Source organism: Clostridioides sp. ZZV15-6598 (genome assembly GCF_020657705.1).
Taxonomy (GTDB): domain Bacteria; phylum Bacillota; class Clostridia; order Peptostreptococcales; family Peptostreptococcaceae; genus Clostridioides; species Clostridioides difficile_F.
In genome coordinates, this window is sequence record NZ_JAGWCS010000038.1 from 20,113 (window position 1) to 33,320 (window position 13,208).

Annotated in this window: 12 protein-coding genes; 2 read left to right on the forward strand and 10 right to left on the reverse strand. The window is 29.6% G+C overall.

Translation table 11 applies throughout. The features are described from left to right. Positions 1–12: 12 nt before the first annotated feature. The 3 genes from KGF50_RS09610 to KGF50_RS09620 all read right to left on the reverse strand — a co-directional run bounded on the left by KGF50_RS09610 (position 13) and on the right by KGF50_RS09620 (position 3,816). Positions 13–945, reverse strand: coding sequence for a TDT family transporter (locus KGF50_RS09610; protein WP_227847843.1), 933 nt, complete (start codon positions 943–945; stop codon positions 13–15). A gap of 223 nt (positions 946–1,168) precedes the next feature. Beyond that, positions 1,169–2,119 carry a DUF1848 domain-containing protein gene (locus KGF50_RS09615; RefSeq protein ID WP_227847844.1) on the reverse strand — a complete coding sequence of 317 codons (951 nt, stop codon included), beginning with the start codon at positions 2,117–2,119 and terminating at the stop codon, positions 1,169–1,171. A gap of 122 nt (positions 2,120–2,241) precedes the next feature. After that, entirely contained in the window at positions 2,242–3,816 is a 1,575-nt protein-coding gene (locus KGF50_RS09620) for a ClC family H(+)/Cl(-) exchange transporter (protein WP_227847845.1), read from the reverse strand. Positions 3,817–4,128: 312 nt separating this feature from the next. Between KGF50_RS09620 and KGF50_RS09625 the strand changes: the two genes are divergently transcribed. Continuing rightward, positions 4,129–4,575 (forward strand): MarR family transcriptional regulator, encoded by a 447-nt coding sequence (locus tag KGF50_RS09625; protein ID WP_227847846.1) that lies wholly within the window; start codon positions 4,129–4,131, stop codon positions 4,573–4,575. Between the two features lie 2 nt (positions 4,576–4,577). Next, positions 4,578–5,873 (forward strand): MATE family efflux transporter, encoded by a 1,296-nt coding sequence (locus KGF50_RS09630; protein WP_227847847.1) that lies wholly within the window; start codon positions 4,578–4,580, stop codon positions 5,871–5,873. 221 nt (positions 5,874–6,094) lie between these two features. Here the strand turns inward: KGF50_RS09630 and KGF50_RS09635 are convergent, their stop codons facing one another. The 7 genes from KGF50_RS09635 to KGF50_RS09665 form a co-directional block, all read right to left on the reverse strand. Next, positions 6,095–6,772, reverse strand: a complete 678-nt coding sequence (locus KGF50_RS09635) for an epoxyqueuosine reductase (RefSeq protein ID WP_227847848.1) — start codon at positions 6,770–6,772, stop codon at positions 6,095–6,097. 67 nt (positions 6,773–6,839) lie between these two features. After that, positions 6,840–7,586, reverse strand: coding sequence for a DUF2087 domain-containing protein (locus tag KGF50_RS09640; RefSeq protein ID WP_227847849.1), 747 nt, complete (start codon positions 7,584–7,586; stop codon positions 6,840–6,842). Between the two features lie 369 nt (positions 7,587–7,955). Beyond that, positions 7,956–8,426 (reverse strand): PTS glucose transporter subunit IIA, encoded by a 471-nt coding sequence (locus KGF50_RS09645; protein WP_227847850.1) that lies wholly within the window; start codon positions 8,424–8,426, stop codon positions 7,956–7,958. A 23-nt stretch (positions 8,427–8,449) separates the two neighbouring features. Beyond that, positions 8,450–9,049: a KpsF/GutQ family sugar-phosphate isomerase gene (locus KGF50_RS09650; RefSeq protein ID WP_227829622.1), complete on the reverse strand. Its 600-nt coding sequence runs from the start codon at positions 9,047–9,049 to the stop codon at positions 8,450–8,452. A 19-nt stretch (positions 9,050–9,068) separates the two neighbouring features. Next, positions 9,069–10,250 carry a MalY/PatB family protein gene (locus tag KGF50_RS09655; RefSeq protein WP_227847851.1) on the reverse strand — a complete coding sequence of 394 codons (1,182 nt, stop codon included), beginning with the start codon at positions 10,248–10,250 and terminating at the stop codon, positions 9,069–9,071. After that, positions 10,243–11,820 carry a PTS transporter subunit EIIC gene (locus KGF50_RS09660; RefSeq protein WP_227847852.1) on the reverse strand — a complete coding sequence of 526 codons (1,578 nt, stop codon included), beginning with the start codon at positions 11,818–11,820 and terminating at the stop codon, positions 10,243–10,245. The genes KGF50_RS09655 and KGF50_RS09660 overlap by 8 nt, the downstream gene beginning before the upstream one ends. A gap of 434 nt (positions 11,821–12,254) precedes the next feature. Beyond that, positions 12,255–13,091, reverse strand: coding sequence for a PRD domain-containing protein (locus tag KGF50_RS09665; protein WP_227847853.1), 837 nt, complete (start codon positions 13,089–13,091; stop codon positions 12,255–12,257). Positions 13,092–13,208: the final 117 nt, after the last annotated feature.

The window sequence follows — 13,208 nt, forward strand, 5'->3', positions numbered from 1 at the left end:
ATTTAAAAATTATTACTTTGCCTTAGATGCAACTTCAGATTTGCCAAGATATATAAGAAATAAAATCAACACATATAAAACCATAATAGTAGCTATTATTTCTTCTAATTTAGAAGCATATGCAATCCAACTTACAGGACTTCCAGATTTGACTAGATAACCATTCATTAATTTTATACTAGTTGCGCTTATTGCCATAGGAAATGTAAATGCAGCAAAGCTTGGATAAAAAGGTAATCTTAATAATTTTGGTAAGTATCCCAAAACTACAATGTAAAATACAATTGACAATACAAATAATAAGTATAATATAACACTATTTTTATTTGAAAAAGAATTGATGTAACCAGATAATAATAATGAACCTGGTGCGGCTAATATAGCTAAAGTTGGTAAAGATGGTTCAGGCATTTCCTTGATTATCCATACTCTCTTTAAAACTATTGGTATAAGAATTATATAAGGTATAAACCCTATCCAAAAAGCAATTTTGCCAATTAAAAGTTGATTAAATACTGGTGCTGTAACACTAGCTGTAACTACTCCAACATAAACTATATACCAAGATGGAAATACTGTCTTTATTGAAAAATCAACTAAAAACTTCTTACTAAACAATGCTACTAATACTATATGCCCCAAAATTCCTATCCCCCAAATTATAGTACTTAATTCTGGAGATAGAGATTTTACATATGTAGCAAATATCATTGTAGCCATTGTTATAGTTGGAAATGTACTTAAAACTAATGGATTCTCTAGTTGTTCTTTCACACTTTTTCTAAGCAATATTATTTTAACTATATAAATTGCATATAAAATAAATCCTATAAATCCAATTACATTACGTAATGATTCACTATAGGATTGTAATAGGTTACCTAGAGCAAATATTGATAAAATCAAGCTTGCAATAGGTATAGGATATTTTTTTAATAAATTCAAAATATACCTCCTTTTTCACTAATTTATCTATATTTTCATTATATCAAAATTTTGGTCAAATTGACATATTATAGTGATTATTATCTTATCGGAAATATCTATTTATACTTGTTTTATCATTACAATTTTCTATATTTTTTAACACATTAAAATAGTATTTATTTTAAATTTACTTTTTTATATATTTTTTAACATATTAAAACAGTCACCATTTTATCTACTTTTAATCAAATATACTAATCTGATTATTATTGTCTTTATCTATTTTAATAGTCTTCATATCTCTAACAGTTATTTTTGCATCTTCTCTTATAGAACCCACAAGTACTCTATTTTCTTCATTATAAAGTCTACAATTTTTTTCTACTTGCGTATAATTAAAATTAGCATAACAATATAAACAATAATGTCTACAAGTATTGTACTGTCCTATATCAACACTCTTAACACATCCACAAATATCCCTTTGTGTATCATCCTTTTTGACCTTCACTTCACTACCTATAATCTTCGATATTAATTTATCATCAATACACTTACTTTTCCCAATGCCAAACTTACTTAAATTATATTCATCACAGCACATTTCAAGTGTCATATTATACTTATTAGATATTCTAAAAAGTTCCTTCGACAATATTTCTATTTCTTTAATTTGTATAGGTTTTATATGTAATGACTTTGTATTAAATTTTGTTTTCTTGTATAAATCTATAAAACTTATTATACATTTTTCTGTAAATCCATTAAGTTGACTACATAATCTTTCAAATGCTTTTATATGATAATCTAAGTTATACTTTTCATTAAAAAAAATTGGGTCATATCTCAAAATTACTCTTTCTTTGCCTATGATTCTAGACAATTCTTTAAATGACTCTATTATCTCCCTTTTATCCAAAATTCGTGTTTCTACATCTTTACCATATGGAGTTATAGTATAGTGAAAATAATACTTGAAGTCTTTTAATTTGCTCAAATCATATATCATTGGAGTTGCATCTTTTGTCCAAAATACAAAGCAATCGACAGTATGTGGATTTAACTCTATTTTACTGACTTGTTTTGGATTCATTGGATTAACAACATACACAAAACCCTCTTTAAGTCTATTAAAAAACCACTTACTATAAAAAGCAGGTATATCAGTTCTTCTACTCACACTTACTATCATAATTTAGCCTCCATCCAAAGGTATAGTTGTTGTCACTCTTAGAATTGTCCAGACCACATTCTACACACATTATTTACTAATTTTTCTTAACACAGTAACATCCTTTTTACAGCCTGTTATCCCTAGACAATATATGATGTATTTTCTTTACAAAGTTTTTCCATTTTATCATACACAACACCACTATCTCTCTCATCTGTCATGGTCACAATTATATCACTTGCCTTGAGGATTGTTTTCCCTTTTGGAATAATTTCTTCTCCTCCTCTTTGAATGGCTACCAAAAGACAATTTTCTGGCCATTGAATATCCTGTATTGACTTGTTGGCAACAGGAGAACCAAACATAACAGAAAATTGGTCTAGTATTTTCTCTCCCCTCTCTCTATGAACAGGTTCTCCATTTTTCTCAAGTAATCTCTCCAGAAGACTTTCATAAATCGGCTTAGATTTCAGAAGTGTAGCCACAATATATGCCACAATTGAAATAACGGATAGGGAAAGCATCTGGCTAACAGAACCTGTCATTTCAAAAATCAATATAATTCCAGTCAAAGGCGCACGTACGATGGCAGTAAAATACCCTGCCATAGCCAAAAGTACAAAATTATTGACATAGTCCAAGTTCATTCCAAAAAACTGTACACCTATCATTCCAAACATTCCCCCAATGAAAGCGCCTAAAACAAGTAGTGGGAAAAAGATTCCTCCTGGAGCACCAGACCCAAAACTGACAGCCGAAAATACAAAACGAATGACAAAAATCAAAACTACCATTCCCAACCAATATTCATGGCTTGTCAGTGATTCCACCAGGTTATGCCCGCTTCCCAGTACTTCAGGCATCAAAAGCCCCAAAATACCAGCCATCAAAAATGGAATCAATATTTTTCCAAATGTACCTATTTTTGGAATCTTTTTATATAGAGATTGAACAAATAGGGTAAACCAATTATAAAATGCCCCCATAACTCCAAGCACAACACCTAGAATCAGTATCAACCAATAATAGCTCTGTGGTAAGACATTTCCAATGTCAAACTGGAACACTGATTCCATTCCTAGAAAATTAGCTGATATATAGTCCGCTGTTAGAGATGCTGTCATCACAGAAATCAAAACAGATACCGAAAAGTTTTTATGTACTTCTTCCAGTGAAAACATGACGCCTGCCAGTGGTGCATGAAAAGCTGCTGATAATCCTGCACTTGCCCCACAAGTGAGTAGAAATTTTTCTTCTGTTTTTCCTCTATCAAGAGCTCTAGAAATACCCTTTCCTGCCATAGCACCAAGCTGAATAGAAGGTCCTTCTCTTCCCAAGGCAAGCCCCCCCATAAGCGATAAGAATCCTCCAACAAATTTGGCTGGCAATACACGCCACCATACTTGCTTGATTTTCCCCGTCATCTCTCCTTCTAGCTGAGGAATACCACTTCCTGAAATCATTGGCTCCCAATTTACTAGCCTTGATACAATCCACGCAAGCAGTGCAAGCACTGCAAACCAGACTGCTGTTTTCACAGTTGAATCTTTTACAAAATTTAATATTTGATTGAGCCAGATACCAGCCTGCCCCAAAAGTATCCTGTATAAAAGTACAATCAAACCAGCTATAGCACCTACAAGAAGCCCTTCTCCAATCAAAATAACCTGAAATCTCTCGGCCCGCTTAATTACATGAGATGTATCTTTTTTCATAATCGTTCTCCTCCACTCCATAATTCGGTGCAATATGAACAAATATATTTTTTAGTTCATTTCACACAAAACCATCTATTACTTTTCTTCTATATTTGATACACATAAATAACTGATAATGTAACGTAAATACTGAATTATTATTGTTATCCAACTTAATTTTATCGTATTTACCACTGAATCAATAATACAATACATTTTTGGAAAAATAAAGAAGGACATATTATTTTATTTTTACTTTACTATTGACTTTAATAAAAAACCATGATAATATTAGTCCTAAATCAGACTAATATTAGGAGAAAAAATACCATGAAAGATGATATAAAAAAACATATTAAAGAATATTATGCCTATTGGCTTGGTCTAAATAATCTGTACGATGAATGGGCCAAATCATATAACATGAGTGTCCATTCACTATTTGCACTATATGCAATATGGGAAAATCAAGAAAATTGCACCCAAAAAATTATATGTGACGAATGGCTTATGCCAAAGCAAACAATAAACTCTGTACTAAAAAATTTTAAAGATAAAGGTTATATTGAACTATTGGTTAATGAGAATGATAGACGTAATAAAATCATTCACCTAACTCCAATAGGAAAAATTTATGCACAAGATGTTCTTCAAGATTTACTTAAGCTCGAGGAATCTGTTATGCAAAAAATGGGACAAACAAATAGAGAATCAATGACAAAAAACAATGCTCTATTTTTAGAACTATTCAAAAAAGAAATGGAGACTAAAAAATAGCTATGGTAAAGAAACAATTCTTAAAAAATGTACTACCCTCTATGTTAGCTTTTGCTTTTTCAGGTGTTTATGCCATTGTAGATGGATGGTTTGTGGGTAGAAATATCGGCGATGCAGGACTTGCTGCAATCAATATTGCCTATCCACTTACTGCATTAATTCAGGCAATTGGAACAGGAATTGGTATGGGTGGAGCAATTCAAATTGCTATATGTCTTGGTAGAGGTGATGAAGATGAAAATAAATACCTTGGAAATACTATTTTTATATTGCTTGTAGCTTGTATACTTTCCACAATGATATTAGGTTTGACTTCTCAATCAATTTTGAGAATATTTGGAGCTGAGGGAGAAATCTTAAATCATGCAATATCTTACATAAAAATTATTATTTATGGAGCAACATTCCAAATTATTGGTACAGGTCTTATACCAATTATTAGAAATTATAATGGTTCATTAGTGGCAATGTCTTCTATGATTGCAGGCTTCTTAACAAATGTAGTTTTAGATTGGCTGTTTGTTTCAGTATATTCTTATGGATTAGTAGGAGCTGCAATAGCCACAGTCATTGGTCAGATGGTTACTCTACTTCCTTGTATTTTATTTTTGACTATTAAAAGGAAGTTATTTGGATTTGCTATATTTAAACCTATGCCATACTTTTTAAAAAAGATAATTGAAGTTGCTGTTTCTCCATTTGGATTAACACTTTCTCCAAATATAGTAATTATAATTCTGAATAAAGGTGCTCTTTCATATGGTGGTGCACAAGCTGCTGCTTGTTACGCAGTTGTAAGTTATATAATTTGTATTATTCAATTACTTTTACAAGGTATTGGTGATGGATGTCAGCCATTGATTGGAAATTATTATGGTGCAAATAATTTAAAATCTGTAAATGAAGTTAGAAAAATGGCCTATATCACAGCATTTACAACTTCAATTGTTTGTATGATTGCAATTTATCTTCTTAAAGATAAAATACCAAACTTCTTTGGAGTATCAGATATAGTAGCACAAAGTATTTCCAGTGTACTTCCAATTTTTATTTCAGGATTTTTATTTATAGCATTTTTACGTATTACAACATCATTCTTTTATGCAGTCAGAAAAAATCTGCTAGCCTATATTTTAATTTATGGAGAGCCTTTATTACTTACTGCTCTAGTTGCTTTGGTTTTACCAAACATACTGGGATTAAATGGTGTATGGATTTCTGTGCCTTTGACACAAGCTTGTCTTGCAGTAGTTGGTTTCATTCTGTTAAAAAAATATGCTAGATTCGACACATTATAGGCAAATATTTTATTGAAAATTATTTAAAATATCCTTATAGTTTTTAGATTTTATTATTAAGCTTTTATTTGCTCTTCTAGCTTATACTCTTATTAACAATTACCTAAGTTATTGTGTTTATTCATATTAAATTTTACAAAGGGTGCAATTATAAAGCACCCTATAAATTTATTTTTTTAAGAAAGCTAAAAAATAATAAAGATGTCTAGCTTATATCTATATTATAATTCTTGATTTGCATATTTCAATGACCATGGACAATTCACCATACATTTTAAAACACAAAAACATTTAGAAATATCAATTATAGACTCTCTTCCCCCTTGATAAGTCCAAGCATTTCCATGTATAGCTTTTGCAGGGCATTTTTCTACACAAACATTGCAATCACCACATTTCGAAGCAGTCAAAGGATGCTTTTCAACAGAAATTGGTGCATCTGTAAGCACTGTACACATGCTAAGAGCACATCCAAATTCCTCAGTAATAAATAAATTATTTTTTCCCATAAATCCAATACCACTAATATTCGCTATTGTCTTATGTGGTAAAGGGCTAATACCTGATTGCATCTTAGGGTCAATATATCCCCTTTCAGTATATCTATGTTCTATATTATTTTTTTCTGATTGAGCATAAGCATTATAGCCTTTTTTTTGAAGATATTCAGAAATCCAATCAGCTAGTTTTTCCATCTTTTCCTCTTTTTCTAAAAACTCATCACTGTCTGTAGGTAAACTATTATATATATCTTTAATAAACTTCTTTGATAATCCTATACAAAATAAAATTGCCTTAGAAAAGCCTCGTGTTTGATTTATTGGAAATTCAGATATATCAACAAAGCGAATAATGTCTACACCTTCATTGTACAAAATAGATTTCAACTCATCATTCATTTTTGACTCCTTTCACAGCTAATCAAGTAAGAAATAGCTTTATATACTAATAGATTCTAGTACGTTATTATGTTAACCAATACTTTGTACACTCTTTATTTCTACTCATAAAACCATATTCAATTAAATATCTTCTAATCGTTGCAAAATCATAATATATAGACTCTAAAATTTGATTAACTTCTTTTTCTGAATATTGCTTTCCTTGCTCAAATTGTTCTAAAATTTTAGACAAAATAACAACTTTTTTCTTTTCTTTTGATGAAAAAACTTTTAATTTTAGAGGATTCATACTTTCAAATGATGTTTCTAAAATGTGTTTTCTTTCTTCTTCAGTTACTACATATCTCTCATCTACCATTTTGGCATGTTCGTGAATTGGTATTATAGTGCTATCTCTATTAGATTTATCTTCAAATACAGATTCATATAAAGCCAAGTATAACTTAGCTTGTTTTGCTTTTTCTCTAAACATAAACTTCTGATGACGTATTGTAGAGGTAGATACTCCAAGCTCTTTTGCAATTTCTTTATCTGATAAATCACTAATAAATAATTTAAATAATTGTTTTTGATTATCAGTTAATGTATTGTACTTTGAATCATTATTGACTAATTGTTCCAAATAGTCACCATGTTTTAATTCTGTATGTAATTCAATAGCCCTTGATGCTTCAAAAAATCTTTCACCAACTCTGTATATCTCTCCTACTTCATACGTTTTTCCACAAATAATGCAACTATAACAATTTAAGTCTGCATTGAATACATAACCTTGTTTAATATCTTTAATAGAAAGATTTTCAATCTTCATATTACTCACCTCCAGTATGTAGTTTATCATTTCAATAAACATATCATACTAAAGTTTATTATTATTGTCAACATTTCTATTTTAAGTTTATATCACTTGTTTATTATACAACTTTTAAATTACAATCTATCTCAAAACAATATATTTAAATCTCTATTTGAACAATTATTATTTATAATTAGGTATTCTTATATATAAAGACAAGAGTATAAAACTACTTACATACAATAGTGCAAAGCTAATTACAAAAAAATAAAAGGAACTACTCAAGTTAAAATCAAGTAAGTCCCTTTTTATCTAACATATTTTATATTAAATTTATATTGTACAACATAAGTTTATAGACAGTAATCTTTTATTTTATACTTTTTATTTAAACTCAATTACAGTATCTTTTCCACCCTCTACATTATTATCTACATTATATGTATTCATATTGTACTCTGAATGATTAGTTATTGTAACTGGAGTAATAAGTGAGATACCATTTGATTCAATTAATGAACGGTCAATTTTTAACATTGGTGCTCCCTCTTTTACTTGGTCTCCTACACTTACTAATGCTTCAAATCCTTCACCTTTTAAGTTTACAGTATCTAAACCAACATGAATAAGAAGTTCCATTCCATTTTCTAGTTCTATAACAAATGCATGTTTAGTTTCTGCTACAACTGCTACCTTGCCATTAGCTGGAGCATAAACAATATCACCTGTAGAATCTATAGCTACACCTTCGCCCATAAGTTTTTGAGAAAATACAGCATCTGGTATTTTAGATAACTCTATTACCTTTCCTGATATTGGTGATTTTATTGATTTTTTCTTAAACATTTTAAACATAAAATATACTCTCCTTTTTACTTTTAACCATTATTAGCTGCCTTTAGTTTTTCACCTAGACTTCCTCCTGGATGATATTTATAAAAATCAGCTGAGTCAAAATTACTGTTTTTAGATAATGCACATGCAATAGAATCTCCTAAAACCAAAGTAATTGTAGATGATGTTGTTGGTGCTAAATTTAAGTGGTCAGCTTCATCCTTTGCAGGATATATTAAAGCATAATCGCACTCTTTTGCCAATACTGAATTTCTATTTGAAGTAAAAGCAATTGTTTTAGAACCTATTGCTTTTACGTATTTTATACAATTTACAACTTCCATAGAATTTCCACTATTTGAGATTAAAATTGTAATATCTTGACTTTCAATCATTCCTAAATCTCCATGTACTGCCTCTGTTGCATGTACAAAAAAACTTGGTGTTCCAGTACTTGCAAATGTAGCTGCCAATTTTTTACCTATATGTGCAGATTTACCTACACCCATAAAAATAACTTTCCCTTTACAGTTTGCAATTTCATTAACTATATTTTCATATTCAATACCTGCTTCATCTATTAAACACTTTATAGCATTCATTTCAGTAGTCATAACATCAACCATTGTTTTTAAATAGTTCATAATCATCTCCCCTTCTATATTAAATATTTTCTGTAATATAATCTATAGTTTTTTTAATTCTATTTAAACCATCTTCAAGCTTTTCTCTTGAACATGCCACATTTAACCTTAAATAAAACTCACTTTCCTCTCCATATACCTTGCCTGCCATAATAGCAACTTCACCAATATCTATCAATAGCTTTTGGAATTTTTCACTGCTTATTTTAAGCTCAGAGAAATCAATCCAAGCAAAGTAACAACCTTCTGGCATAACCAATTTTAATGGCTTTAAATTATCTTCTATATAGTTAATTGTATATTGGAGATTCTCTTTAAGGTATTTCAGTAACTCATCTAGCCAATATTCACAATCATTATAACAAGTCATTGTCCCCAAAATAGCTAATATAGCTGGTGAATTTACAAAATCACGATACCTAGTTATATTTTCAAACTTAGTTCTTATCTCTTCGTTTGGTATAATTACATATGACCCAGTCAATGCTGGTATATTAAAAGACTTCGATGCTGATGTACAAATAAATATAGACTCTAAATAATTGTCTGCCACATTTAAAATAGGTGTCATTTTATTATCATATACAATATCCATATGTATATCATCTGATATTATTTTTACATTATTCTCCTTACAAATCCTTACCATCTTAATAAGCTCTAATTCACTCCACACTCTACCTGTTGGATTATGAGGATTACATAAAATAAATATCTTAGAATCTTTACACTTTTTCTCAAAATCTTCAAAATCAATAGAGTAAAACCCATCCTTATTTATAAGAGGAGATTTTATAATGTTGCGATTATTATTTCCTATTACTTCATAAAAAGCATTGTATGCAGGAGTGTTTATTAATACTCCATCACCTTCATCACTAAAAATTTCAATGAGTTTACTAATTGAATACATTACACTTGGACTGTAATATATCCAATTACTATCAATACTGCAATTAAATCTCTTAGAGTACCAATTTCTGATAGAATCTTTAAAATCATCGTGCTTCCATCTGCTATATCCTAATACTCTATGATTTAATCTTTCTTTCAATACTTCTGTTATCTCATTTGGAAATTCCAAATCCATATCTGATATTGTAAAAGGAAGTAATCCTTTTTTTCCAAATCTATCTTCTACATAATCCCATTGGGTACAATATGTACCCAATCGGTTTACTTTTTTATCAAAGTTAATCATTACATGCCTCCAAATGACCTTCCATTGCCTTATCCATTTGCTTTCTTAAAGAATACACTTGAGTACCTATAATTACTTGAATTGTATGTTCATCTAATTTAACAACTGCTATACCACCAGCTTCTTTAATTGCATCTTCATTTATTAGTGATACATCTTGCAATTTTAAACGTAATCTAGTCACACAATTGTCTAATGATAATATGTTAGATTGCCCTCCTAGTGCTGCTATCATTTGCTGACCTTTGTATGTAGATAGATTTTTAAAATCTGAACCATTTCCTTCAGAAACTTTTATTTCTTTATCTTCACGTCCTGGAGTTTTTATATTAAATTTAAGAATTGCCCATTTAAATACAAAGTAATATATTGCAAAGTATAAAGCTGCTACTAGTACTGCTATTGGCCATCCTGTAGCTGTTCCTCTCAATACTCCAAAACTTATAAATGCTATTAAATCTCCTGTGAATCCCATTAATACACCTAAGTATGGAAGTACCATATTTGCTAAACCATTCATAAATGTATGGAAAGCAAATAATGCTGGTGAGATAAATAAGAATAAAAACTCTATTGGTTCACTTATACCACCTATAATAACTGTCAACACTCCTGATATTAAAAGACCTTTAAGTGCTTTTCTATTTTCTGGTTTTGCTGTACGATATATAGCTAATGCAGCTCCAGCTAAACCATATTGAATCATTAATTTACCTTGTTCCATTTTACCAGCTAAATCAAGAGGTATAATCTGATTATTCTCCACATATGCCATAAACATGTTCAATGTTCCAAAGTATGTTTCTCCATCAATAACAGCAGTTCCACCTATTGGTGTAAAACGGAATACAGATGTCACAAGGTGGTTTAATCCAAATGGTATTGTAACCCTTTCAGCTACTGCATATGAGAAATATCCTAATGGCCCTGCTGAAGAAATCCATCTTCCTAAACTTTGGAACGCATTGAAAAATGGTGGCCAAACAATAGGTATTAATAAACCAACGATACTCATAACTATTAAACTAACAATTGGAACTAATCTTGGTCCACTGTAAAATCCTAGTGATTCTGGTATTTTCAAATTACTAACTTTATCATACATTGCATAAACAATTAAACCTGCTATAATACCACCTAAAACACTTGTGTTATATGTTTGTATACCCATAATCATAGCTTGACCATTAGTTGACATTTGATCTGCTGCCACCAATAAATCAGCTCTTGTTAAATAAAAATTTGTACCTATATGCATTGCTATAAATCCTACTAAACCTGAAAATGCACCAAACTCTTTTTCTTTTTTTAATAATCCTAGTGGAATTGCCATTGCAAATAATGCTCCCAAGTTATTAAATGCAAATAATCCTATTGTCAACATGAAATTTAAAATCATATTAACATATTCATTTCCTAGAAATGGAACCATTGCAATCATCTTAGGATCTGTAAAACCAGCCCCAAGACCTAGCATCATACCAGAAACACTAAGTAGTGCTATTGGGAACATAAACGTTTTTCCTAACATTTGGAAGAAATTCCATAGACCTAACTTATTTTTTTTCATATTTTCACCCTCCTATTTTTATATAAAAAACATAATCTAATTTATAGAAAAACCTAAATCAAAAAACTTAATCCAATAACTAAGTTCAATGATTTAGGTTTTGCCTGCTCAACCAGTTACAACCCTAAAAGTCACTGTCTGTATTTAATAAAAAAGCCTAAATCAAAAAACTTAATCTAATAACTAAGTTCAATGATTTAGGTTTTGCCTGCTTAACCAGTTACAATCCTAAAAGCCATTGTGTTTATTTAATAAAAAAACCTAAATCAAAAAACTTAATCTAATAATTAAGTTCAATGATTTAGGTTTTGCCTGCTTAACCAGTTACAATCCTAAAAGTCACTGTCTGTATTCAATAAAAAAGCCTAAATCAAAAAACTTAACTAAAATTAAGCTCAATGACTTAGGTTTTGCCTGCTTTATCAGTTACAATCCTAACAACCACTGTTTGTTATTTTATTTATATGAATCATTAGATATAATTCTTCTTCTTTACTAATTTTATATTCAAATCTGTCTAATACCAACGCTGCAATTTCTTCAGTACATACTTTAGGTTTATTATAGTTTTTATTTACTAGTTTATACATATCTTCAACATCACTATCTTTGTAAGTTTCTTTTCTTAAAATTCTTTGAACGAAAAACTTTAAGTGAGTTATAAGCCTAGAGTAGTTCAGTGAATTTACATCTAATTTAAATCCATGTACTTCTTCTATTATCTGAACAACTTGTTTTGAAAACTCTAGTATATTAATACCTTCATCTTTTTGAGAATTTTCTAATCCATTGATTATATGAATAGCAATATACCCTGCTTCATCTTCAGGCAATTTTATACCTATCTTTTTTTCAATCTCATCAATTGCCCATAATCCAAATTCAAATTCTTCTCTATAAAGTTGTTTTGTTTCATTAAGTATTAAGTTTGGTAATTTTATACCCTGTTTTTCTCTTTGGACAGCGAATTCTATGTGACTAGTTAAAGCCAATATTATTGAATCATTTACTTGAGTATTTAAAACTTCATTAGCTTTTTCTATAATTTCTTCTGAAATTTTAAAATATTCAATTGAGGTTTTATTAAGTATTTGATTGTATTTGTCTTTTTGATTATCTTGAACAAAATATTTCTTAGAAATCAAACTTTCATCTATCAAATCTCCTACTTTTTTCTTGAATCCAACTCCAGCACCAGTTACAATTATTTCTGTGCCATCTTCTAGGGAGCTTACTACTACATTGTTATTAAATATTTTTTTTATATTCACTATAAATCCCCTCTGAAAAAAATGTTTCATCACACTTACATAGTATATTATATTTAATTTAATGTCAATATTTAAAATTTCATTTTCGAATATATTTTGCATTTTCCCCTATAATAC